Annotated in this window: 19 protein-coding genes and 7 tRNA genes; 5 read left to right on the top strand and 21 right to left on the bottom strand. The window is 53.0% G+C overall.

From position 1 onward, the window contains the following. Nucleotides 1–190 precede the first annotated feature (190 nt). Nucleotides 191–673: a zinc ribbon-containing protein gene (locus P6287_RS05635; protein ID WP_007890691.1), complete on the top strand. Its 483-nt coding sequence runs from the start codon at nucleotides 191–193 to the stop codon at nucleotides 671–673. An 84-nt stretch (nucleotides 674–757) separates the two neighbouring features. On the opposite strand, the gene P6287_RS05640 is transcribed toward P6287_RS05635, so the two are convergent. From P6287_RS05640 to miaB, 9 genes are all read right to left on the bottom strand, one after another. Continuing rightward, nucleotides 758–1483, bottom strand: a complete 726-nt coding sequence (locus P6287_RS05640; RefSeq protein ID WP_008103661.1) for an amino acid ABC transporter ATP-binding protein — start codon at nucleotides 1481–1483, stop codon at nucleotides 758–760. Further along, complete coding sequence (gltK, locus tag P6287_RS05645; RefSeq protein ID WP_101763247.1) at nucleotides 1484–2161, bottom strand: glutamate/aspartate ABC transporter permease GltK; 678 nt, start codon at nucleotides 2159–2161, stop codon at nucleotides 1484–1486. Next, nucleotides 2161–2901, bottom strand: coding sequence for an amino acid ABC transporter permease (locus tag P6287_RS05650; RefSeq protein WP_061717388.1), 741 nt, complete (start codon nucleotides 2899–2901; stop codon nucleotides 2161–2163). The genes gltK and P6287_RS05650 overlap by 1 nt, the downstream gene beginning before the upstream one ends. Before the next feature lie 161 nt (nucleotides 2902–3062). Then, nucleotides 3063–3956, bottom strand: a complete 894-nt coding sequence (locus P6287_RS05655) for a glutamate/aspartate ABC transporter substrate-binding protein (RefSeq protein ID WP_101763246.1) — start codon at nucleotides 3954–3956, stop codon at nucleotides 3063–3065. A gap of 437 nt (nucleotides 3957–4393) precedes the next feature. Then, the gene (gene lnt, locus P6287_RS05660; protein ID WP_277974645.1) at nucleotides 4394–5920 is read right to left on the bottom strand and encodes an apolipoprotein N-acyltransferase; all 1527 of its coding nucleotides are present in this window, start codon (nucleotides 5918–5920) and stop codon (nucleotides 4394–4396) included. Nucleotides 5921–5924: 4 nt separating this feature from the next. Next, nucleotides 5925–6806, bottom strand: a complete 882-nt coding sequence (corC, locus tag P6287_RS05665) for a CNNM family magnesium/cobalt transport protein CorC (RefSeq protein ID WP_101763244.1) — start codon at nucleotides 6804–6806, stop codon at nucleotides 5925–5927. Between the two features lie 82 nt (nucleotides 6807–6888). Beyond that, nucleotides 6889–7362 (bottom strand): rRNA maturation RNase YbeY, encoded by a 474-nt coding sequence (gene ybeY, locus P6287_RS05670; protein WP_008103651.1) that lies wholly within the window; start codon nucleotides 7360–7362, stop codon nucleotides 6889–6891. After that, complete coding sequence (locus P6287_RS05675; RefSeq protein WP_101763243.1) at nucleotides 7359–8432, bottom strand: PhoH family protein; 1074 nt, start codon at nucleotides 8430–8432, stop codon at nucleotides 7359–7361. Before P6287_RS05675 ends, ybeY begins: the two co-directional genes overlap by 4 nt. A gap of 207 nt (nucleotides 8433–8639) precedes the next feature. Next, nucleotides 8640–10064 carry a tRNA (N6-isopentenyl adenosine(37)-C2)-methylthiotransferase MiaB gene (miaB, locus tag P6287_RS05680; RefSeq protein ID WP_101763242.1) on the bottom strand — a complete coding sequence of 475 codons (1425 nt, stop codon included), beginning with the start codon at nucleotides 10062–10064 and terminating at the stop codon, nucleotides 8640–8642. Between the two features lie 169 nt (nucleotides 10065–10233). Between miaB and ubiF the strand changes: the two genes are divergently transcribed. Further along, nucleotides 10234–11406 (top strand): 3-demethoxyubiquinol 3-hydroxylase, encoded by a 1173-nt coding sequence (gene ubiF, locus P6287_RS05685; RefSeq protein WP_277974646.1) that lies wholly within the window; start codon nucleotides 10234–10236, stop codon nucleotides 11404–11406. A gap of 103 nt (nucleotides 11407–11509) precedes the next feature. Here the strand turns inward: ubiF and P6287_RS05690 are convergent. The 12 genes from P6287_RS05690 to nagB all read right to left on the bottom strand — a co-directional run bounded on the left by P6287_RS05690 (nucleotide 11510) and on the right by nagB (nucleotide 18403). Then, nucleotides 11510–11584, bottom strand: a tRNA-Gln gene (locus tag P6287_RS05690). A 28-nt stretch (nucleotides 11585–11612) separates the two neighbouring features. Beyond that, nucleotides 11613–11687, bottom strand: a tRNA-Gln gene (locus P6287_RS05695). A 6-nt stretch (nucleotides 11688–11693) separates the two neighbouring features. Next, a tRNA-Met gene (locus tag P6287_RS05700) sits at nucleotides 11694–11770 on the bottom strand. A 26-nt stretch (nucleotides 11771–11796) separates the two neighbouring features. Next, nucleotides 11797–11871: transfer RNA gene (locus P6287_RS05705), tRNA-Gln, on the bottom strand. Between the two features lie 34 nt (nucleotides 11872–11905). Next, a tRNA-Gln gene (locus P6287_RS05710) sits at nucleotides 11906–11980 on the bottom strand. A 21-nt stretch (nucleotides 11981–12001) separates the two neighbouring features. Beyond that, nucleotides 12002–12086, bottom strand: a tRNA-Leu gene (locus tag P6287_RS05715). 7 nt (nucleotides 12087–12093) lie between these two features. Further along, a tRNA-Met gene (locus tag P6287_RS05720) sits at nucleotides 12094–12170 on the bottom strand. Nucleotides 12171–12385: 215 nt separating this feature from the next. After that, the gene (gene asnB, locus P6287_RS05725) at nucleotides 12386–14053 is read right to left on the bottom strand and encodes an asparagine synthase B (protein WP_277974647.1); all 1668 of its coding nucleotides are present in this window, start codon (nucleotides 14051–14053) and stop codon (nucleotides 12386–12388) included. A 317-nt stretch (nucleotides 14054–14370) separates the two neighbouring features. Continuing rightward, nucleotides 14371–15123 (bottom strand): HAD-IIA family hydrolase, encoded by a 753-nt coding sequence (locus P6287_RS05730; protein WP_036649098.1) that lies wholly within the window; start codon nucleotides 15121–15123, stop codon nucleotides 14371–14373. Nucleotides 15124–15164: 41 nt separating this feature from the next. Further along, nucleotides 15165–16385 carry an N-acetylglucosamine repressor gene (locus P6287_RS05735; RefSeq protein ID WP_137385370.1) on the bottom strand — a complete coding sequence of 407 codons (1221 nt, stop codon included), beginning with the start codon at nucleotides 16383–16385 and terminating at the stop codon, nucleotides 15165–15167. Nucleotides 16386–16392: 7 nt separating this feature from the next. Beyond that, nucleotides 16393–17541, bottom strand: a complete 1149-nt coding sequence (gene nagA / locus P6287_RS05740) for an N-acetylglucosamine-6-phosphate deacetylase (RefSeq protein ID WP_137385371.1) — start codon at nucleotides 17539–17541, stop codon at nucleotides 16393–16395. A 61-nt stretch (nucleotides 17542–17602) separates the two neighbouring features. Next, nucleotides 17603–18403, bottom strand: a complete 801-nt coding sequence (gene nagB, locus P6287_RS05745; protein WP_110865725.1) for a glucosamine-6-phosphate deaminase — start codon at nucleotides 18401–18403, stop codon at nucleotides 17603–17605. 342 nt (nucleotides 18404–18745) lie between these two features. Between nagB and nagE the strand changes: the two genes are divergently transcribed. From nagE to P6287_RS05760, 3 genes are all read left to right on the top strand, one after another. Next, nucleotides 18746–20773 (top strand): N-acetylglucosamine-specific PTS transporter subunit IIBC, encoded by a 2028-nt coding sequence (gene nagE, locus P6287_RS05750; protein ID WP_217547564.1) that lies wholly within the window; start codon nucleotides 18746–18748, stop codon nucleotides 20771–20773. 152 nt (nucleotides 20774–20925) lie between these two features. Then, nucleotides 20926–22593 (top strand): glutamine--tRNA ligase, encoded by a 1668-nt coding sequence (gene glnS, locus P6287_RS05755; RefSeq protein ID WP_277974648.1) that lies wholly within the window; start codon nucleotides 20926–20928, stop codon nucleotides 22591–22593. A 236-nt stretch (nucleotides 22594–22829) separates the two neighbouring features. Then, complete coding sequence (locus tag P6287_RS05760; protein WP_101763235.1) at nucleotides 22830–23225, top strand: hypothetical protein; 396 nt, start codon at nucleotides 22830–22832, stop codon at nucleotides 23223–23225. The last annotated feature ends 55 nt before the right edge of the window (nucleotides 23226–23280 follow it).

The following is a 23280-nucleotide window of genomic DNA, read 5'->3' on the forward strand; positions in this document are numbered from 1 at the left end:
GCATACTTTTAGATCCGCATAGCATACCCATAAGGCTGCGCCTCAACAACTTTTCACGCCCTCGCCGGCCGGATTTCTGCCGAATGCGCCGCCGCTTTCACCCTTTTGTGATTTCTTAGGTTGCTGCCGATGCAATTGTGACAAAACCGCTAAACTTAACAGCAGTATCCGCAGCGGAAAGGAGAATAAAATGAATAACGTGGCGCAGGAATACCGTGCAACGATTGAAGCATTATCCCAACGATTGGATCATGGCGAGCGCGATGTTGATGCGTTGGTGGCCGAGGCGCGGCAAAGTTTGCTGGCGAAAAAAACGTTGTCACCCGCCGAGGTCAATGAAGTGATGCGCGCCGTGCGGCGCGATTTACACGAGTTTGCGCTGAGCTATCAGGAGTCTTCTGATGTGGTCGGCGATTCAGTGTTTTTGCGCGTGATTCGTGAAAGCCTGTGGAAAGAGCTGGCGGATATCACCGATAAAAGTCAGCTCGAGTGGCGTGAAGTGTTTCAGGATTTGCGCCATCACGGCGTCTACCAGAGCGGTGAAGTGGTGGGGCTGGGGAATTTAGTCTGTGAGAAGTGCGGCTTCACACGGGCGATTTATACGCCAGAGAGCTTAACGCGCTGCCCGGAGTGCGGGCACGATCAGTTCCAGCGCCAGCCGTTTGAACCCTGATTTTATGAATGAATAACCCCGCGCGATGAATCGCGCCGCTACGGGTACGAGCACTTATCGTAGCGGCGCAATTTATTGCGCTAATCAGTGCAGGATCTTCGCCAGGAAGTCTTTCGCACGATCGGATTGCGGATTGTTAAAGAAGTCATCCTTATTGGTGTCTTCGATAATTTTCCCTTCATCCATAAAGATCACGCGGTTAGCGACTTTGCGCGCAAAGCCCATTTCATGCGTCACCACCATCATGGTCATGCCTTCATTCGCCAGCTCAACCATCACGTCCAACACTTCGTTGATCATTTCAGGATCAAGCGCTGACGTCGGCTCATCAAACAGCATCGCCACCGGATCCATGCACAACGCACGCGCGATTGCCACGCGCTGCTGCTGGCCGCCGGAAAGCTGGCCTGGAAACTTATCCGCGTGCGCAGAGAGCCCAACACGTTTTAGCAAGCCCTGCGCTTTCTCACGTGAGGCCGCTTTATCACGCTTCAGCACTTTGACCTGCGCCAGCGTCAGGTTCTCGATGATGCTGAGATGAGGGAACAGCTCGAAATGCTGGAACACCATGCCCACTTTGCTACGCAATTGAGCGAGGTTGGTTTTTTTGTTATTCACTTCGGTGCCGGTCACCTGAATGCTGCCCTTTTGAATCGGCTCCAGGCCATTCACGGTTTTAATCAGCGTTGATTTACCTGAGCCAGACGGACCGCAGACCACCACCACTTCACCTTTTTTCACTTCGGTGGAGCAGTCGGTCAGCACCTGAAAGTGCCCATACCACTTTGAAACATTTTTCAGGCTAATCATTTAAACCGTCCTCTTTCTTTTCAGATAGGTAACCAACAGCGAAGCGCTCAGGCTGATCACAAAGTAGACCAGACCAGCAAACAAAATCATTTCAACCTGGGTTCCGTCACGCTCACCTATGGTTGAAGCGGTGCGGAAGAAATCGGCCAAGCTCAGTACATACACCAGCGAGGTATCCTGGAACAGCACGATGCCTTGCGTCAGCAGCAGCGGCACCATGGCGCGGAACGCCTGCGGCAATACGATCAGTTTCATTGATTGCCAGTGCGTCATGCCGAGCGCCAGCGCGGCATTGGACTGCCCGCGTGAGATGCTCTGAATACCGGCGCGGATGATTTCCGAGTAGTACGCGGCCTCAAAGAGCGCAAATGCCACCATGGCAGAAATCAGGCGGATATCTGATTTAGGCGATAAGCCCAGCACCTGTTGCAGGAAGGCGGGCACCACCAAATAGAACCACAGCAGCACCATCACCAAGGGTACGGAGCGGAACAGGTTGACGTACAGCTTGGCAAACCAGCGTATCGGCGCAATCGGCGACAAGCGCATCACCGCCAAAATCGTGCCCCAGATAATGCCAAACACCACGGCAATCGCGGTGATCTTGAAGGTAATGATCAACCCATTCCACAAGTAAGGCAGGCTGGGAACAATTGAACTCCAGTCAAACTCGTACATTATTTGCCTCCCATATTGCCAGGCAGGCGAATTTTGCGTTCTACCACACTCATAATCAGCATGATCACCAGGTTAATGCCGACGTACGCCAGAGTGATGGCGGTAAAGGATTCATAGGCATGCGCGGAGTAATCCAGCAGCTTGCCGGCCTGCGCCGCCATATCCACCAGTCCGATGGTTGAGGCGATCGCCGAGTTCTTCACCAGATTAAGCATTTCCGACGTCATCGGCGGCACAATCACGCGATAGGCATTCGGCAGCAGCACATAGCGATAGGTTTGCGGCAGCGTCAGGCCCATCGCCAGGCCGGCATTTTTCTGACCGCGTGGCAGCGACTGAATCGCCGCGCGTACCTGTTCACAGACGCGCGCTGCGGTGAACAAACCAAGGCAAATCGTCGAGGAGACGAAGAACTGAATATTGGGATCCAATTCCGACTTAAACCACATGCCCAGCTTTTCGCCCACCAGTTCTGGCGCAACCAGATACCAGAAGAAGAACTGCACAATCAGCGGGATATTACGGAATAGCTCCACGTAGCAGGTGCCAATTGCCGCCAACAGGCGGTTGGGCACGGTACGCAGAATGCCAAATAAGGAACCTACCAGGAAGGCGATAATCCAGGCGCAGCAGGACACCGCAATGGTGACCTGAAAACCGGACCACAGCCAGCCGAGGTAAGTCGTATTGCCGAACGGGGCCTGTTCAAGAAAAATGCCCCAGTTCCAATCGATACCCATAACGAGCTCCGGTAAAAAAAGGGTAGCGAGGCTACCCATAAGATTGTTGAGCGGTGTTTTGCATCCTGCTTCAGGGGAACGGCCTGTTACAGTCTGTCTGTCCGCACCGCATGTTCAGCAATCGAGAGGGCAGCGGGGCTGCCCTTGTTGTCGTTGTTAATTCAGAGTGCTTTGTCGTTCGGTGCTTTGAACAGGGCCTGCATATCGCTTGAGAGTTCGAAGTTCAGGTTCAGATTCTTCGGTGGAATCGGTTTTTTGAACCAGGTTTCAAACCATTTTGAGGCTTCGCCAGAGGTTTGCGCTTTAGCAATGGTTTCATCCATCAGCTGTTTGAACTGTGGATCCTGATTACGCAGCATGCAGCCGTAAGCTTCTTTCGACTGCGGTGTACCCACGATGTCCCAGTTGTCTGGCTTCTTGGCTTTGGCACGTTCACCTGCCAGCAGCGCGTCATCCATCATGAAGGCCACAGCACGACCGGTTTCCAGCGTACGGAAAGAATCGCCATGGTCTTTCGCGCTGATGATGCGCATATCCATTTTTTGCTCGTCGTTCAGTTTGTGCAGCAGAACTTCTGAAGTGGTACCGGAGGTCACGACAACGGTTTTACCCTTCAGATCAGGGAAATCTTTGATGTCGCCGCCTTTTTTCACCAGCAGACGCGTACCGATGATGAACACGGTGTCAGAGAATGCCGCTTGCTTCTGGCGCTCCAGGTTGTTGGTGGTAGAACCGCACTCAAAATCGTAAGTTCCGTTCTGCAACAGAGGAATACGGTTCTGCGAAGTAATCGGCAGCATTTTGATCTGCAAATCAGGCTTATTCAGTTTGGCTTTAATAGCCGCGATGATGGCGTTTGAATAATCCTGTGAATAGCCAACCACTTTTTGCTGGTTGTCATAATAAGAAAAGGGAACTGATGATTCACGATGCCCAACGACGATCACGCCGCTATCATTGATTTTTTTCAGGGTACCGGTGAGATCTTCCGCCTGGGCCGCTCCCGCTGCTGCTCCCAACAGCAAAAGAGATAATGCCACTTTGCGTATCTGCATGTTCCAACTCCTTCGTATGGATGTCGCGCAGAACATAAACTGCGCAGATTGTGATGTTGTGTGTATTTCGTGCTGCTTTTTTTGTTATCCCATAGCGCAACCGCACGCAGGATAGTGATTAACATAGCGAATTGTTAACGCAATGAAACAAAAAAGTTTCTTTTTTGCGAGCCGCTCCGCACCAATAAAAGGCAAAAATTCCCCGATGCGCTAATAGAGTGCGCATCATTGCCATAAATTAGTGCGTAAAGGTTGCACTACGCTGACAAAAGCCGATGTTTGCGAAAATCACTGAAATAAATAGCAATGATCGTGCCAGCACGATGAAGAAGTGTAAAAAGCCAGCAGAGAATCGGGGAAAGCACCACGGAAGGAAGAGAAAACAGCGCATAAAAAAGGCGAAGTATTCACTTCGCCTGTTTGCAAAGCTGCCTGAACTAGTGGCGGCGGCGCAGAATGGCTACCACAATGCCAAACAGCGTAAGCATCCATACTGGCCAGATGCCCACTTTGGCATACGGCGTTTCACCGGTGGTTGGCGTGACTTTGGCTTCCAATACATCCCGCATGAACTGCGGCAGCTCTTTCTCCACTTCACCGTTGGCATTCACTACTGCGGTAACACCGTTATTGGTGGAGCGCAGTAACGGACGTCCCAGCTCCAGCGCACGCATGCGCGCCATCTGGAAATGCTGCCACGGTCCGATGGAGTGACCGAACCAGGCATCGTTGGAGACGGTCAGCAGGAAGTTGGTATCGGGACGGAAGTTGGCGCGCACTTGTTCGCCCAGCACGATCTCATAGCAGATAGCGCTGGTCAGGTGATAACCCGCTACTTTCAGCTGCGGCTGGACATAGGCGCCACGGCTGAAGGAGGACATCGGCAAATCGAAGAACGGCGCCAGCGGACGCAGCAACGCTTCCAGCGGCACAAACTCACCAAATGGCACCAGATGATTCTTCTGATAGCGGTTCTGGCTTTGATAGCTGTAAGGCTGCTCGCCACCCAGCACAATTACCGAGTTATAGTCGTGATAGCGATTATCGCCTTCCACGCGAGAATCCACGATACCGGTAATCAGTGAGCTGCCGCGCGCGCGCAGGTCAGCATCCAGCGCCCGCAGGAACGGCTGCTGGTTGCTTTCCAGATCGGTAATCGCTGATTCGGGCCAGATAATGATCGGTGCTTTGCCGATAAACGGCTGGCTATAGGAGGTGTAAACGCGCAGCGTGTTCAGCAGTTGCTGCGGATCCCACTTCATCGACTGCGGAATATTGCCTTGCACCATCGCAACATCAACGCTGCGTTCCGGCAGCGGCTGATACCACTGCATCATGCGCAGCGGCCACGGCAGTAACAGCAGGAGCGCGGCGGCTATCAAGCTTTTCACCGTACGATGATGCAGCGCGTGCACCAGCAAGCCGGCGATCACCATCAACAGGAAGGTAATGGTTTCAACGCCTGCGAGCGGCGCGAGGCCTTTGAGCGGACCGTCAATCTGGCTGTAGCCAAACTGCAGCCACGGAAAGCCGGTGAGCACCCAACCGCGCAGGAATTCGCTAATCTGCCACAGCGCGGGTGCCGCTAAAGCCAATCGCCAGATTGTGGCGCGCGGCCAGAAACGGTTGAGCAGGAGGGCAAACAGCATCGGATAAAGCGACAGATAAGCCGCCAGCAGAATCACCAGCAAGATGTTTACCGGGCCGGGCATGCCGCCAAAGGTGGCGATGCTGACGTAAACCCAATTGATGCCGCTGCCAAACAGTCCAAAGCCCCAAACGAAGCCAATTGCCGCAGCCTGCGCAGTGCGACGTTCCAGCAGCAACAGTTGCAGACCAACCAGCGAAATTATCGCCGCAGGCCAGAAATCGTAGGGGGAAAAGGAAAGGGTGCCAATGGCACCCGTAACTAACGCCAGCAGCAGGCGAACCCGCTGCTGCGAGTAAAGAGAGGCTAAAGCCATAAAGTTATTCGTCTTCCAGTTGCGGTTGTGGTGAGTCTTCCGGAATTTTTACATGCACCTGGATGATACGGCGGCTGTCAGCCATGGCGACTTTGAACTGATAGCCATCAATGACAATACTTTCGCCGCGAGCGGGAAGGTGGCCGAATCCCTGCATGACCAATCCGCCAATGGTATCGACTTCGTCATCGCTGAAATCGGTGCCAAAGACCTCATTAAAATCTTCAATTGGCGTTAAGGCGCGCATGGTGTAGGTGTAACGATTGAGCTGGCGGATATCACGATCTTCTTCATCGTCATACTCATCTTCAATTTCGCCAACAATCAGCTCAAGAATATCTTCAATGGTCACCAGACCAGAGACGCCACCAAATTCGTCAATGACAATCGCCATGTGATAACGCTGCGAGCGGAACTCCTTCAGCATGCGATCGACGCGCTTGCTTTCAGGAACCACCACGGCGGTGCGCAGCACTTTTTCCATGCTGAACGGCTCAGACGCGCTGGCCATAAACGGCAGCAGGTCTTTGGCCATCAAAATGCCTTCGACGTGGTCTTTGTCTTCGCTGATCACCGGGAAGCGTGAGTGGGCGGATTCAATAATCACCGCAAGGCACTCTTCCAGCGTTTGGTTGCGTTTCAGGGTGATCATTTGCGAGCGAGGGATCATGATGTCGCGCACGCGCTGTTCGGCAATGTCCAGCACCCCTTCGAGCATGTCGCGGGTGTCCTGATCAATCAGCTCTTTTTGCTCAGAATCGCGGATTAACCCCAGCAGTTCATCACGGTTTTTAGGTTCACCGTGAAACAGTTGGTTGATTAACAGGGAGAAAAATCCCTTTTTACTACTGGGTGCGTCGCTGTTTTGAGAATGGTCGTCGCTCATGGCGTTTTTATTTCGTTCTCTCTAATGAGGGATTGGGGCTGCTGGCATCCGCGCCAGCAGCGCAATAACCTGAACCAGCGGCTCAGGCGTCTTCTTTCTCCGAAATGTACGGATCAGGATAACCAAGAGCAAGCATTATCTCGGTCTCCAGCGCCTCCATCTCTTCGGCTTCTTCATCTTCGATATGGTCGTAACCCAGCAGATGCAGCGTACCGTGCACCACCATATGCGCCCAGTGGGCTTCGACGGTTTTGCCTTGTTCAGCAGCCTCTTGCTCGACAACCTGACGGCAAATAATCAGATCGCCGAGCAGTGGCAGTTCAATCCCCGGCGGTGCTTCAAACGGGAATGACAGCACGTTGGTCGGCTTATCTTTGCCGCGATAAGTCAGATTAAGCTCATTACTCTCGGCTTCATCCACCAGACGAATCGTGACTTCGCTTTCTGGTTGAAACGGCGTTACCGCCGCTTCCAGCCAGCGTTGAAAATCACTCTCCGCTGGCAGATGGTTTTCATCGGCGCAGGCCAGTTGTAAATCAAGAATCACCGCGCTCATGAACGCTCCTGCGGGCTGGTTTGGCTGGCAAGCTGAGCCGCGATAGCTTCGCGTTTGCGCTCTTCTGCCTGTTGATCACGGCGTTTCTGGTCGGCGGTTTCCCAGGCTTCATAAGCATTCACGATGCGTGCGACAACCGGATGACGCACCACGTCTTCGCTGTGGAAAAAGTTAAAGCTAATCTCATCGACTTCTGCCAGCACTTCAATGGCGTGGCGCAGGCCGGATTTGGTGCTGCGCGGCAAGTCAATCTGCGTGATATCGCCGGTAATGACCGCTTTCGAATTAAAGCCGATACGCGTCAGGAACATCTTCATCTGTTCGATTGTGGTGTTCTGGCTCTCATCGAGAATCACAAAGGCGTCGTTCAGCGTGCGTCCGCGCATGTAGGCCAGCGGAGCCACTTCAATCACGTTGCGCTCAATCAGTTTCTCTACGCGCTCAAAGCCGAGCATTTCGAACAGCGCGTCGTAAAGCGGGCGCAGGTAGGGATCGACCTTCTGGCTGAGATCGCCGGGCAGGAAGCCGAGTTTCTCACCCGCTTCAACCGCCGGACGCGTCAGCAGAATACGGCGAATCTCCTGACGCTCCAGCGCATCCACTGCGGCAGCGACCGCCAGATAGGTTTTACCGGTACCTGCCGGGCCGATACCAAAGGTAATGTCATGCGAGAAGATATTGGCGATGTATTGGGCCTGGTTAGGCGTACGCGGTTTGATTACGCCACGCTTGGTTTTGATGTTCACCGCTTTGCCGAATTCCGGCACGCTCTCAGCGCTCTGTTCCAGAACGCCGCTCTCTTTGATTGCCAGGTGAATCTGGTCCGGTTCGATATCTTTGATCTGACCGCGCATTGGGGCGGTATCAACATACAGCGTGCGCAGGATATTGACGGCAGCGTCCACACAGAGCGAGCGGCCGGTAAGCGTGAATTGGTTGTCACGGCGTTTGATTTCAAGGCCCAAACGGCGCTCCAGCTGTTTCACATTGTCATCCATCGGACCGCACAAGCTCATCAGTCGTTGGTTATCTGCCGGTTCAAGGGCGATTTCACGCGTTTCGATATTCAAATGAATCCTTAAGGTCACTCAGGGCCAGTTGAAAAGGTGTGCCGGATGTCGAAGAGCAATCTCTCCACATCTTTATGAAATTATTTATGGCGCTGCGCACTGGCGCAAGCTTCAGAGTCGATATTTGGGCAGCACTTGTGGAAAGCAAGGGCCTGGGGATGAAACAGGCGACAGCGCTTTGTGCGCTGTCGCTCAACGTTCGAGGTTTCAAGGCTGGAACAGTCCGACGCCGATGTCGTTCTCTTTGCGGGTACGCGCAATCACCGATGCCGGGCTTTCGGCCACACGGAGCGCCATTTGATCTTCGGTGCGCACCAGCACGCCGCGCAGGGAGCTGGCATAGACATCAACAATTTCGACATCAACAAACTTACCGATCATTTCAACCGGTGCTTCGAAGTTCACCACGCGGTTATTATCGGTGCGGCCGGTCAGTTCCATCACATTCTTACGCGAAATGCCTTCCACCAGCACGCGCTGCGTGGTGCCCAGCATGCGGCGGCTCCACGCCATCACCTGCTGATTGATGCGGTCCTGCAGGATGAAAAGACGCTGCTTTTTCTCCTCTTCCGTCACATCGTCGGGCAGATCGGCCGCCGGCGTGCCTGGGCGCATCGAGTAAATAAAGCTGAAGCTGACATCGAAATTCACTTCACCGACCAGCTTCATGGTCTGCTCAAAATCCTGCTGCGTTTCGCCGGGGAAACCGATGATGAAATCAGAGCTCAGCTGGATATCCGGACGTGCGGCTTTCAGCTTGCGGATAATCGCTTTGTACTCGAGTGCGGTGTGCGCGCGCTTCATCAGCGTCAGGATGCGATCTGATCCGCTCTGAACCGGCAGATGCAGGAAGCTCGCCAGCTCGGGTGTATCGCGGTAAACCTCGATGATGTCATCGGTAAATTCAATAGGATGGCTGGTGGTGAAGCGAATACGGTCAATGCCGTCGATCGCCGCCACTAAGCGCAGCAACTCAGCAAAGGTACAGATATCGCCATCAAAGGTGGCACCGCGATAGGCGTTGACGTTCTGGCCCAACAGGTTAACTTCACGTACGCCCTGAGCGGCAAGCTGGGCGATTTCCAGCAGAATATCGTCGCTCGGACGGCTGACTTCCTCGCCGCGCGTGTAAGGCACCACGCAGAAAGTACAATATTTGTTGCAGCCTTCCATGATCGACACAAAGGCGGTTGGGCCATCGGCGCGCGGTTCTGGCAGGCGATCAAACTTCTCAATTTCAGGGAAGCTGATGTCAACAACCGGGCTTTTACTGCCGCGCACGGTGTTAATCATCTCCGGCAGACGATGCAAGGTCTGCGGGCCAAAGACGATATCGACGTAACTGGCGCGCTGGCGCAGACGTTCACCTTCTTGTGAGGCCACGCAGCCACCCACGCCGATGATCAGATCGGGATTGCTCGCTTTCAGCTTTTTCCAACGGCCTAACAGAGCAAAAACCTTCTCCTGCGCCTTTTCACGGATGGAGCATGTGTTGAGCAGCAGAACGTCCGCCTCTTCAGCTTCCTCGGTAAGGGTGTAGCCGTGCGTGCTGTTCAGCAGATCGGCCATCTTCGATGAATCGTATTCATTCATCTGACAGCCCCAGGTTTTGATGTGCAGTTTTTTGGTCATCGAACTAGCCATTGATTCAAGCGAAGTGCAGGGCGCGTATTGTAATGCTTCGACGCTGTTGTTACCAGGCTTCACGCATCTGCATCGCATCGCGCTGCTAATTTCCGGTACACTTTAGCTATCAACGTGATGCTGGAAGGTTTCACGGCAAAAAGAAGGATTAGAGTCGATGCAGGATTCACATTTTGATGTGGTGATCGTGGGCGGTGGCATGGTTGGTGCGGCGCTGGCGTGTGGCCTGGCGCAGCAGCAGTTTCGCGTAGCGGTCATTGAACGGGCGGAACCGGCAAGCTTTGATGCCTGCAGCGAGCCAGATGTGCGTATCTCCGCCATCGGTGCGTCGTCGGTGGCGCTGCTGCAGCAACTGGATGTCTGGCAACGTGTGCAGGCGATGCGCTGTGCGCCCTATCGCCAGCTGGAAACCTGGGAGTGGCAAAACGCGCATGTGAAGTTTGATGCGGCCTCGCTTGGGTTGCCCGAGCTGGGCTTTATGGTGGAAAACAGCGTGCTGCAGCGTGCGTTGTGGGAAAAAATGCAGCAAGAGGGCGTCACATTGATCTGCCCGGCGAGCTTGCAGGGTTTGCAGCCGCACAGCGCCGGCTGGCAGGTGCAACTCGATAATGGCCAAACGCTGGATGCGCGTTTAGTGGTCGGCGCAGATGGTGCTAACTCGCGTGTGCGTCAGTTAGCGGGCATTGGCGTGCGCGGCTGGAACTATGCGCAATCCTGCATGCTGATAAGCGTGGAGTGCGAGCAGGAGGCGGGCGATGCCACCTGGCAGCAGTTTACGCCGCAAGGGCCGCGCGCTTTCCTGCCGCTGTTTGATCGTCGTGCTTCGCTGGTGTGGTACGACGCGCCAGCACGAATTCGTCAGCTGCAAAGTTTGCCGCTCCCGCAACTGGAGAAAGAGATTTATGCTCACTTCCCGGCACGCGTTGGCCGTATTCAGGTCAAAACTGCGGCCTCTTTCCCGCTGGTGCGACGTCATGCTACGCGTTATGTGATGCCGGGATTGGCGCTGGTGGGGGATGCGGCGCACACCATCAATCCGCTGGCCGGGCAGGGCGTTAATTTGGGCTATAGGGATGTGGATGCGTTGATCACGACGCTGGTCGAGGCGCGCAACCAGGCGGAGCTCTGGTCATCGGATGCTGTGCTGCAGCGTTATCATCGTCAGCGTTACAAAGATAATTTACTGATGCAGGGCGGAATGGATCTGTTCTACTTCGCGTTTAGCAATAAACTGCCGCCGCTGCGTTTTGCGCGAAACCTGGCGCTGATTGCGGCGGAGAATGCCGGAGCCTTGAAACGTAAGGTGCTGCGTTACGCATTAGGTTTGTGATTGTAGGGAGCGCATTGACGCGCTCCTGGTTAAAAGTGTGCTCACCTCTTTGCCAAACGCAGAAAACAATAAAGCCCGCATAAGCGGGCTTTATTGTGCAATTTGGCTGGGGTGCAGGGATTCGAACCCCGGAATGCTGGTATCAGAAACCAGTGCCTTACCGCTTGGCGACACCCCAATAGGTGTTTGATCAAATTGTCTTTTTATGGCTGGGGTGCAGGGATTCGAACCCCGGAATGCTGGTATCAGAAACCAGAGCCTTACCGCTTGGCGACACCCCAATAATTTGGTGGCTACGACGGGATTTGAACCTGTGACCCCATCATTATGAGTGATGTGCTCTAACCAGCTGAGCTACGTAGCCTTTGTACTGCTTACTGCGTCCGACGATGGCTGGGATACCTGGATTCGAACCAGGGAATGCCGGTATCAAAAACCGGTGCCTTACCGCTTGGCGATATCCCATTCGTCGACTTTGTATCCACAACATAATCCGGATTGGCTGGGGTACCAGGATTCGAACCTGGGAATGCTGGTATCAAAAACCAGTGCCTTACCGCTTGGCGATACCCCATCCGGCTGCCGAAGACTGAAATGGTGCGGGAGGCGAGACTTGAACTCGCACACCTTGCGGCGCTAGAACCTAAATCTAGTGCGTCTACCAATTTCGCCACTCCCGCAAAAAGATGGTGGCTACGACGGGATTTGAACCTGTGACCCCATCATTATGAGTGATGTGCTCTAACCAGCTGAGCTACGTAGCCATCTTTTTCGCGTAACCTTCATCGGCGTTGCGGGGCGCATTATGCGTATTGAGTCTTGTAGCGTCAACAATTTTTTTGCCGTTTTTCGCCTTAAAACGCCTGTTTGTCTGGCTTGTAACCAGGCTGGTGATTTATTCGGCAAATTTCAAAGGTTGTACGATAGATTGCATAAAAAAGGGGCTCGAATGAGCCCCATATCTTGTTGAGTAAAAACCTTATTTATACGCGGACTGATGCACACCAACGGCGCGACCAGAAGGGTCATCCATGGATTTAAAGGCTTCATCCCACTCGATCGCTTTAGCCGAAGAACAGGCCACTGATGGACCGCCTGGCACACACTCTGCGGCGCTGGCGATCGGGAACAATTCCTCAAAGATTTCGCGATACAGATACGCTTCTTTCGAATTCGGCGTGTTGTACGGGAAGCGGAAGTGCGCAGTCGACAACTGTTGGTCGCTGATTTGCTTCGCCGCCACTTCTTTCAGCGTATCGATCCAGCTGTAGCCCACACCATCAGAGAACTGCTCTTTCTGACGCCACGCCACGCTCTCCGGCAGGTAAGAAGAGAAGCATTCGCGCAGGATATGTTTTTCCATCTTGCCGTTGCTGCCGCACAGTTTGTCTGCCGGGTTGATGCGCATCGCCACGTCGAGGAATTTCTTGTCGAGGAACGGCACACGCGCTTCCACGCCCCAGGCGGACATCGCTTTGTTGGCGCGAGCACAGTCAAACATGTGCAGAGCCAGCAGTTTACGCACGTTCTCTTCATGGAATTCTTTGGCGTTCGGCGCCTTATGGAAATAGAGGTAGCCGCCAAAGACTTCATCCGCACCTTCACCGGACAACACCATTTTGATGCCCATCGCTTTGATCTTACGCGACATTAAATACATCGGCGTAGAGGCGCGAATGGTGGTCACATCATAGGTTTCGATGTGGTAAATCACGTCACGGATCGCATCCAGGCCTTCCTGCACGGTGAAATGGATTTCGTGGTGCACGGTACCGAGGTGTTCTGCGACTGATTTCGCTGCTTTCAGGTCTGGAGAACCTTCCAGGCCAACCGCGAAGGAGTGCAGCTGCGGCCACCATGCATCGCTCTTATCCGCATCTTCAACACGTTTCGCAGCAAAGCGTTTGGTCACGGCAGAGATGATGGATGAGTCCAGGCCGCCAGACAGCAGAACGCCGTAAGGCACGTCAGACATCAGGTGACTTTTTACTGACTCTTCCAGCGCATGTTTCAGCTCGGCGGCATCCGTGGTGTTGTGCTCAACAGCGGAATATTCCATCCAGTCACGCTGCCAGTAACGACGGATTTCACCATCGGCGCTCGACATGTAGCTTCCCGGCGGGAACTCTTTGATGCTGCGGCACACCGGCACCAGCGCTTTCATCTCGGAAGCGACATACAGGTTGCCGTGCTCGTCGTTGCCCATATACAGCGGGATAATGCCGATATGGTCGCGACCAATCAGATATTGTTGCTTCACGCTGTCCCACAGAATGAAGGCGAACATGCCTTGCAGCTCGTCGAGGAAATCGACGCCTTTTTCCTGATACAGCGCGAGGATCACTTCACAGTCAGAACCGGTCTGGAAAGCGTAACGATCGCTCAACTCAGCACGCAGCGCCTGATGGTTGTAAATTTCGCCGTTAACAGCCAGTACGTGGGTGTGGTCAGCGTTATACAGCGGCTGTGCGCCGTTGTTAACGTCAACAATCGACAGACGCTCATGCACCAGAATGGCTTTATCATCCGCATAAACACCTGACCAATCCGGGCCGCGGTGACGCATCAGACGAGAAGATTCCAGCGCTTTCTTGCGCAGCTCAATAGGATCGCTTTTCAGATCCAGCACACCAAAAATTGAACACATAACTGACTCCTGATCTCACCTTGTGGCGAAGTTATTTCTACGTTTGTCCGGCAGCCTTGGCTGCGTGATGTATAAGAAAATGCGCTAAATGGCGGTGTTAGTGCAAGCAAAATTGCGATTCTTTGATAAAAAGAATGTTCATGGGCAATTAATATTGAATATTATTCAATTATTACGTGTTTATTTTAGATGTCATCTAATGAAACTGCATTATCGTTCGTTTTGTAGGCATGTGGCGAGCGGTAAAGAAAGGCATAACCACAGAAAAAACAAAAGCCCTGCATAAGCAGGGCCATAAGGAGAGGTAATGGTTGGGATCAGAACAGGTCGATATCGGCGACCGATGGATAAATCCAATCCGGGCGGAAAGGCATCGCATCAATATCACTCAGTGTGGAAACGCCAGAGAGCACCAGAATGGTTTCCAGACCCGCCTGGAAGCCTGCCAGAATGTCTGTCCGCAGGTTATCGCCGACAATGACCGTCTCTTCCGAATGCGCATGCATTTTGTTTAACGCCGCGCGCATGATGTACGGACTCGGTTTGCCGACGTAAAACGGTTTACGACCGGAGATGGTTTCGATACCGGCGCAGAGTGCTCCGCAGGCAGGAACAAAGCCGCGTGCATGTGTATCGGGATTAGTGGCGATAAAGCGGGCGCCATTTGCCACGAAGAAAGCGGCTTTATGCATCATTTCCCAGTTGAAGGAGCGGGTTTCGCCGACGATAACGAAATCTGGATTAACGTCGGTGATGGTGAAGCCAGCTTTATACAGCTCATGAATCAGCGCACCTTCGCCAATTACGTAGGCTTTTTTCCCTTCCTGACGGCGCAGGAAATCGGCGGTGGCCATCGCCGAGGTGTAAAACACCGAATCCGGTACGTCAATGCCGGCGTTGGCAAAGCGGTTCGCCAGATCCAGCGCGGTTTGCGAAGGATAGTTGGTCAACACCACCAACGGCATATCCTTCGCCAGAATGCGCTGCAGAAATTCGTTCGCGCCGGGAACGGCGGTATTGTCATGCATCAACACGCCGTCGATGTCACAGATTACGCTTTTAATCGTCATAGATTGCATCCGGTCGGGCCTGCTTGACAGCAGGCTGGTGATTACTCTTCCAGCAGATGTTGCAGCAAAATGCCATTCAGCATTGCGCGTTTTGCCAACGCAAAGGCGCCAATCGCCGAGCGATGATCGAGCTCGGAACGCACCACCGGCAGATTTTTACGGAAGGCAGGCAGCGTCTGCGTATTGATACACCCTTCAATGGCAGGAAACAGCACTTTATCGGCTTCAGTGATTTCACCGGCCAACACCACTTTTTGCGGATTGAACAGGTTGATGGCGATAGCAATCGCCTTGCCTAAATAGCGGCCGACATATTCAATCACTTCGCACGCCAGCGCGTCGCCATGATTAGCGGCGCGACAAATCTGCGGCATCAGGCAATCATTTAACGTTAGTGAACTGGGATACCCTTGATTCAGTAGATGACGTACGCGGTTTTCAATCGCGCCATTAGCCGCAATGGTTTCCAGACAGCCAAAGTTACCGCAGTGGCAGCGTTCACCCAGCGGATCAACCTGAATATGGCCAATCTCGCCCACGTTGCCGTTACTGCCGAGGAAAATGTGGCCGTTGGCGATGATTCCGGCACCGGTGCCGCGATGCAAACGCACCAGAATGGAGTCTGCGCAATCGCGACTTGCACCGAAGTAGTGCTCGGCCAGCGCCAGGCTACGGATGTCATGACCAACAAAGCTGGTGACGTTGAAGCGTTTTTTCAGGCTGGAAACCAGCGGCCAATGACTTACCGCGATGTGCGGCATGTAGCGAATGATGCCGTTAATGGGATCGACCAATCCGGGCAGAATCACCGAGATAGCAATCAGTTCATGAATCTTACGCTGATGCGCGGCCATAAAGGCGCTGATGGCATTGAACAGCGCGTTCTCCAGCGTTTCCTGCGTGCGCTCGGGCAGCGGATAATCTTCCTGCGCCAGCGATTTCCCGCTCAGATCAAACAGCGTCAAGGTCGCGTCATTACGCCCTAAGCGCACGCCGATAGTATGAAAATGACGGGTTTCAGTAATGATGGAGATCGCGCGACGCCCACCGGTGGAGGCTTGTTGCTCCACCTCTTTGATGAGGCCGCGCTCAATGAGCTGGCGGGTAATTTTGGTGACACTGGCGGGCGCAAGCTGACTGTGTTCGGCAATCTGAATGCGCGAAATTGGCCCCTGCTGATCGATTAGCCGATAAACGGCTGCACTATTGAGTTGTTTAACAAGATCAACATTTCCTATTTGAGACTGGCCGCCAGTGGTCATTCAATGCTTACTCGCTGAGGACGTTGTCTCCGTTGACGAACGTCTTAGTGATTTGATAATCGCGGGTAAAGACAGTCAGGTTGGCGACTTTTCCTGCTTCGACCGTGCCTAACTGCTTCTCCACACCCATCGCCTGCGCTGGATAGAGCGTCGCCATACGCAGCGCTTCATCAAGAGCGATACCGCAATGTTCAACGCTGTTCTGCACCGCTTCAATCATGGTCAAGGCAGAACCGCTGAGCGTACCGTTCTCGTCAACGCACAGGCCATCGCGATAGTATATTGTTTTGCCTGCAAAAATAAATTGATCAATCGATGCGCCCGCCGGTGCTGTGGCATCCGTCACTAACACCAGCTTGTCGCCTTTAATGCGTTTTGCATTGCGCACATTAGCGTAATGGACATGTAAACCATCCGCAATGATGCCGCAGTATACATCAGGCGAATCAAACAGCGCACCGATCAGACCTGGCTCACGTCCAGCGAAGGTTGGCATGGCATTGTAGAGATGCGTAGCAAAGCTGACGCCCGCGCTGAAGCCAATTTTTGCTTCTTCATAGGTCGCGTTGGAGTGACCCGCTGACACGATGATGCCGGCATCGCGCAGCTGACGAATCACCTCGCTGCCCGCATTTTCAGGTGCCAGCGTGACTTTAGTGATGACGTCGGCATTGGCGCAGAGGAAATCCACCAGCTCGGCATCCGGCAGGCGAATCAATTCAGGATTGTGTGTACCTTTTTTAGCTTTATTCAGCCACGGACCTTCCAGATGCAGGCCGATTGCCTGATTCTGATGCTTGGCCAGGTAAGCGCGCATGGTTTCGACTGCGCGTCTCATCAGCGCATCGGTGCTGGTAATCAGTGTTGGCAAATAGCTGGTGCAGCCTGATTTCTCGTTGGCGCGCTGCATGATCTCAAGCGTTTCAACGCTTAACGCATTGATGTCATCATTGAACTGCACGCCGCCACAGCCGTTAAGCTGCAAATCAATAAAACCAGGAGCGATAAACGCACCAGCCACATCCTGCTGTGCAATTGCCGCGTCCAGGGCATCACGCGGACACACGCGCTCAATCAGGCCATCTGCAATCACAACTGCATGATTGTCCAGAATTTCATGACCAGTAAAAATCCGGCCGTTCACTAATGCGTACATCGTTTCTCTCTCCCGGCTAAGCCTGCTGCCTGAAAGCAGCAGGTTTTGTTACAACGTGTTTTCACACACCTTTCATATTTTCCGCTTCCATTTCGCGGAAATATTTCACGGTTTTCACTTTCAGTTCCATGGTGGCTGGCTCGTCACATACCACGACAGATTTGGCATGCAGCTGCAGGCAGCTGATGGTCCACATGTGGTTGACGTTACCTTCAACCGCAGCCTGCAGCGCTTGCGCTTTCAGGTGGCCGGTAACCAGAATCATCACTTCTTCAGCATCCAGCAGCGTACCGACACCAACCGTCAGGGCGTATTTCGGCACCTGATCCACATCACCATTAAAGAAGCGTGAGTTTGCAATACGCGTATCGTGCGTCAGGGTTTTGATGCGGGTACGTGAGGAGAGGGAAGAAGCCGGTTCGTTAAAGGCGATGTGACCATCGTTGCCCACGCCGCCCATAAACAGGTTAATTTTGCCGTAAGCGCGGATCTTCTCTTCGTATTGGCGACATTCTGCGTCAATATCTTCGGCATTACCATTCAGAAGATTGATATTTTGCTGTTGAATATCAACATGATCGAAAAAGTTACGGTACATGAAACTGTGGTAACTTTCCGGATGCTCTTTTGGCAGGCCAACGTACTCATCCATGTTGAAGGTGACAACGTGCTTGAAACTAACCTGGCCCGCTTTGTGCATATCGATCAGGTGCTTGTAAGCTTCCAGCGGTGTTCCACCGGTTGGCAGACCCAGCACGAAGGGACGTTCTGCGCTAGGCTTAAACGCATTAATGCGGTTAACAATGTGGCGTGCAGCCCATTTACCCACTTGGGTCGGTGTGGCCAAAGGGATCAGTCTCATGTCTTCACCTCAATTAAGATTGGAAATGTGGAGTTGCCGTTTCTCTGACAGTTTTTGCCCTTAAGCGTAATGCGTTTAAGCGTAGCCACCAGGGATAAGTGCGACTCGATATTTTTTATCATAAAATAAGTTTGTGGTGCTGGCTAGCATTTCGCATTATCAAACCACCATTTTGGTGATTAAAGTCACAGTTGTAGTGGTTTTAATTTGCGAGGCGAATTAATTTATCTTTACACTGCGCCTCGTGGTGAAAAGTGTCTTCAAGGTACCGGGCGACGGGATAATAAAATCAACCTGCGCCACGGCAAAACGCCAGTCTCATAGGGGGAGAATAAGGTGAGTATTTTAGGATATCTGCAAAAGGTCGGCCGCGCGCTTATGGTGCCGGTAGCGACTCTGCCGGCAGCGGCAATCTTGATGGGCGTTGGATACTGGATCGATCCAGATAGCTGGGGCGCAGGCAATGCGCTGGCAGCACTGTTGATCAAATCCGGTTCGGCAATCATCGACAATATGCCAGTGCTGTTTGCCATTGGTGTGGCATACGGTATGTCAAAAGATAAAGACGGCGCTGCAGCGTTAACCGGTTTTGTCGGCTTTCTTGTTGTGACCACACTCTGTTCTCCGGCAGCGGTGGCAATGATTCAGAAGATGCCGGTGGAGCAAGTTCCCGCTGCCTTCGGTAAAATTAATAACCAGTTTGTTGGCATTCTTGTCGGGATTCTTTCTGCTGAAGTCTATAACCGCTTTAGTCATGTTGAGCTGCCAAAAGCGTTGTCCTTCTTTAGCGGTCGCCGTCTGGTGCCGATCCTTGTATCGTTCCTGATGATCCTGGTTGCGTTCATTCTGATGTATATCTGGCCGATCATTTTCGGTGGACTGGTAAGTTTTGGTGAGCATATTCAGAAGCTGGGTTCCGTCGGTGCGGGCATCTACGCCTTCTTTAACCGTCTGCTGATTCCTGTTGGCTTACACCACGCATTGAACTCGGTATTCTGGTTCGATGTTGCCGGTATCAACGATATTCCTAAATTCCTTGGCGGCGCGCAGTCTATCGCTGAAGGTACAGGTATCCCTGGCATCACCGGTCGTTATCAGGCGGGCTTCTTCCCAATCATGATGTTTGGTCTTCCAGGTGCAGCGCTGGCAATTTACCACTGCGCCCGCCCGGAAAACCGCGCCAAAGTCGGCGGCATTATGCTGGCGGCGGCCTTTGCCGCCTTCTTTACGGGTATCACTGAACCGCTGGAATTCTCCTTTATGTTCGTGGCGCCGGTGCTGTATGTGATTCACGCGGCACTGACCGGTCTTTCAGTTTTCATCGCCGCGAGCATGCAGTGGATTGCCGGTTTCGGCTTCAGTGCGGGTCTGGTGGATATGGTGCTGTCAACGCGCAACCCGCTGGCGGTGCACTGGTGGATGCTGATCCCACAAGGTCTGGTGTTCTTCGTTATCTACTACGTGGTATTCCGCTTCACCATCCAGAAATTCAACCTGATGACGCCGGGCCGCGAACTCTCTGCGGGCGATGAAACCGATGGTTATGACGTCAATGTCGATAACAGCGGCAACGGTGAAAGCCAAACTGAATCTCTGGCGCGTCGTTATATTGCGGCGGTAGGTGGCTCAGAAAACCTGACCAACATCGATGCCTGTATCACACGTCTACGTCTGAACGTTAAAGATTCCGCGCAGGTTAATGAAGGTGTCGCTAAACGTCTCGGCGCTTCAGGTGTGATTCGTCTGAACAAGCAGAGCGTACAGGTTATTGTCGGTACGCAGGCGGAAAGCATTGCAACAGCAATGAAAACCGTACTGAGCAAAGGTCCAGTTGCGGCATCTGCCGCGGCGTCAACGGCTGCTCCTGCTGCTGCAGTAAAACCGCAGGCGGTGCTGAACAGCGAAAAAGCCGTGATTGCTACGCTGCTGGCGCCAGTAACCGGTGACATCGTTGCGCTGGAAAATGTGCCTGACGAAGCATTCGCCAGCAAGGCAGTCGGTGATGGTCTGGCCATCAAGCCAACCGGCAAAACCGTGGTTGCGCCAACCGGCGGAACCGTGGTGAAGATCTTCAATACCAACCATGCGTTCTGCCTTGAGGCGGAAAACGGCGTCGAGATCGTGGTACATATGGGGCTGGATACAGTAGCGCTGGAAGGCAAAGGCTTCACGCGTCTGGTTGAAGAGGGCGCAACGGTCACTGCAGGTCAGCCAATCCTGGAAATGGATCTGGACTTCCTCAATGCCAACGCCCGCTCGATGATTAGTCCGGTTGTGGTCAGCAATAGCGATGATTTCGCTGGTCTGAATTTACTGGCAACCGGTTCAGTGGTTGCAGGTGAAACCCCGCTGTACGAGGTTAAAGGCTAAGTCCTTGTGATTGAGCCAGAAGGCAGGAAGCGATTCCTGCCTTTTTTGTTTTAAAACGACCAACAAACGGTTGTTTCCCTCCTGCGCTTTGTGGATCATACTCCGTTACTTCGTGGTACAAATCACCCGTTATAGTTTTTGAGGATTTTGAGATGAGTGAGGCTGAAGCCCGCCCAACGAACTTTATTCGTCAGATCATCGACGAAGATTTGGCGAGCGGTAAGCACAACAGTGTGCATACCCGTTTCCCGCCTGAGCCCAATGGTTATCTGCATATTGGCCATGCGAAATCTATCTGCCTGAACTTTGGTATCGCGCAAGACTATCAAGGTCAGTGCAATCTGCGTTTCGACGACACTAACCCAGTTAAAGAAGATCTGGAGTTTGTCGAATCCATTAAGCGTGACGTGCAATGGCTGGGCTTTGAGTGGAGCGGCAACATTCGTTACTCCTCAGATTACTTCGACCAACTGTTCAACTATGCGGTTGAGCTGATCAACAAAGGTCTGGCTTACGTTGATGAACTGTCGGCGGATGAAATCCGTGAGTATCGCGGTTCACTGACGGCGCCGGGTAAAAACAGCCCATATCGCGATCGCAGCGTGGAAGAAAACCTGGCGCTGTTCGAGAAGATGCGCGATGGCGGTTTCGAAGAGGGCAAAGCCTGTCTGCGTGCCAAAATCGACATGGCGTCCAGCTTTATCGTGATGCGCGATCCGGTGCTGTACCGCATTAAGTTTGCCGATCACCATCAGACCGGCAGCAAGTGGTGCATCTACCCGATGTACGACTTCACTCATTGCATTTCGGATGCGATCGAAGGCATTACGCACTCTCTCTGCACGTTGGAGTTCCAGGATAACCGTCGTCTGTACGATTGGGTGCTGGATAACATCACCATTCCGGTTCATCCGCGTCAGTACGAGTTCTCACGCCTGAATCTGGAATATGCGGTGATGTCGAAGCGTAAACTGACTCAGCTGGTGAGCGAGAAGGTGGTAGAAGGCTGGGACGATCCGCGCATGCTGACCGTTTCGGGTCTGCGTCGTCGTGGTTATAGCGCCGCTTCTATCCGTGAGTTCTGCCGCCGTATTGGTGTGACCAAACAGGACAATATCGTGGAGATGGCTTCACTGGAATCGTGCATTCGTGACGATCTCAATGAAAACGCACCGCGTGCGATGGCGGTAATGGATCCGTTGAAAGTGGTGATCGAGAACCTGCCTGCAGGTCACGAAGAGATTATCACTATGCCGAATCATCCAAACAAACCGGAGATGGGCACGCGTGAAGTGCCATTCAGCCGTGAAGTGTGGATCGATCGCGCTGACTTCCGTGAAGAAGCCAACAAGCAGTACAAACGTTTGGTGCTGGGTAAAGAAGTGCGTCTGCGTAATGCTTACGTGATCCGTGCAGAACGTGTGGCGAAGGATGCTGAAGGCAATATCACCTGCATCTATTGTACTTGCGACGTTGATACGCTGAGCAAAGATCCGGCCGATGGCCGTAAAGTGAAAGGCGTTATCCATTGGGTTTCTGCAATCCACGCGCTGCCAGCGGAATTCCGCCTGTACGATCGTCTGTTCAGTGTGCCAAATCCGGGCGCGGCTGAGGATTTCCTCACCACCATCAACCCGAACTCACTGGAAATCAAACAGGGCTTCGTTGAGCCTGGCTTACGTGCAGCCGATCCGATGGCACCGTACCAGTTCGAACGCGAAGGCTATTTCTGTGCTGATAGCGTCTATTCACAGCCCTCCAGGCTGGTGTTTAACCGCACCGTGGGTTTGCGTGACACCTGGGCAAAAATCGGCGATTAATATTTTTAGTCGCGAGCACGATAAGATCATGAAAGGGCGAGCAATCGCCCTTTTTTATTATCTCAATTTGGCAAGGTACGACCTTTTATGCTGCACGCCCTCAACGAGCCATTAATTCCCTATTTGCGACTATTCTGACTTTAGAAAAATTAACCCATTTGGCAGTGTGAAAAACTTTTTTTCAGGTAGGCTATGCGCTCTCAGACGGTGCTCTGCGGCTTATCTAAGGAAAAAAAATGACAACTCTCGCCCAGGAAGCCAGGCATAGCGTGGTGGTTTTACATCAGCTTATTGAACGTATTTTCAATCAGGCGGAAGGCAGTGACGACAGCATTGATCTGTTTTTATCGCACTTTCATCCCGAGTTCAAAATGGTCACGCCGCAAGGCAAACGATTGGACCTCAATGAAATGGAAGTGCTGTTTCGCCAGTTACAGGGGCAGCGTGAAGGCATGCGAATTGCCACCAGTGAGCACGCCATCATCTCGCAGCAAAGCGAGGAAGTGACGATTCAGTATCGTGAATTACAGATGATGAACGGCATCAATCAGAGCCGCATTTCACTGGCGGTATTGGATTGCAGCACCGCCATTCCGCGCTGGCGCTACCTGCAGGAAACGCTTGTCGCCTGATTACAGGCATAAAAAAACCGGCTCAAGCGCCGGTTTTTTTATACTGCATAGCACA

Source organism: Pantoea sp. X85 (genome assembly GCF_029623675.1).
Classification (GTDB): domain Bacteria; phylum Pseudomonadota; class Gammaproteobacteria; order Enterobacterales; family Enterobacteriaceae; genus Pantoea; species Pantoea leporis.

Excerpts from the sequence above, each read along its gene's own strand:
- P6287_RS05635 (WP_007890691.1), top strand. The coding sequence starts at position 191 with ATGAATAACGTGGCGCAGGAATACCGTGCAACGATTGAAGCATTATCC.
- P6287_RS05640 (WP_008103661.1), bottom strand. The coding sequence starts at position 1,483 with ATGATTAGCCTGAAAAATGTTTCAAAGTGGTATGGGCACTTTCAGGTG.
- gltK (WP_101763247.1), bottom strand. The coding sequence starts at position 2,161 with ATGTACGAGTTTGACTGGAGTTCAATTGTTCCCAGCCTGCCTTACTTG.
- P6287_RS05650 (WP_061717388.1), bottom strand. The coding sequence starts at position 2,901 with ATGGGTATCGATTGGAACTGGGGCATTTTTCTTGAACAGGCCCCGTTC.
- P6287_RS05655 (WP_101763246.1), bottom strand. The coding sequence starts at position 3,956 with ATGCAGATACGCAAAGTGGCATTATCTCTTTTGCTGTTGGGAGCAGCA.
- lnt (WP_277974645.1), bottom strand. The coding sequence starts at position 5,920 with ATGGCTTTAGCCTCTCTTTACTCGCAGCAGCGGGTTCGCCTGCTGCTG.
- corC (WP_101763244.1), bottom strand. The coding sequence starts at position 6,806 with ATGAGCGACGACCATTCTCAAAACAGCGACGCACCCAGTAGTAAAAAG.
- ybeY (WP_008103651.1), bottom strand. The coding sequence starts at position 7,362 with ATGAGCGCGGTGATTCTTGATTTACAACTGGCCTGCGCCGATGAAAAC.
- miaB (WP_101763242.1), bottom strand. The coding sequence starts at position 10,064 with ATGACCAAAAAACTGCACATCAAAACCTGGGGCTGTCAGATGAATGAA.
- ubiF (WP_277974646.1), top strand. The coding sequence starts at position 10,234 with ATGCAGGATTCACATTTTGATGTGGTGATCGTGGGCGGTGGCATGGTT.
- asnB (WP_277974647.1), bottom strand. The coding sequence starts at position 14,053 with ATGTGTTCAATTTTTGGTGTGCTGGATCTGAAAAGCGATCCTATTGAG.
- P6287_RS05730 (WP_036649098.1), bottom strand. The coding sequence starts at position 15,123 with ATGACGATTAAAAGCGTAATCTGTGACATCGACGGCGTGTTGATGCAT.
- P6287_RS05735 (WP_137385370.1), bottom strand. The coding sequence starts at position 16,385 with ATGACCACTGGCGGCCAGTCTCAAATAGGAAATGTTGATCTTGTTAAA.
- nagA (WP_137385371.1), bottom strand. The coding sequence starts at position 17,541 with ATGTACGCATTAGTGAACGGCCGGATTTTTACTGGTCATGAAATTCTG.
- nagB (WP_110865725.1), bottom strand. The coding sequence starts at position 18,403 with ATGAGACTGATCCCTTTGGCCACACCGACCCAAGTGGGTAAATGGGCT.
- glnS (WP_277974648.1), top strand. The coding sequence starts at position 20,926 with ATGAGTGAGGCTGAAGCCCGCCCAACGAACTTTATTCGTCAGATCATC.
- P6287_RS05760 (WP_101763235.1), top strand. The coding sequence starts at position 22,830 with ATGACAACTCTCGCCCAGGAAGCCAGGCATAGCGTGGTGGTTTTACAT.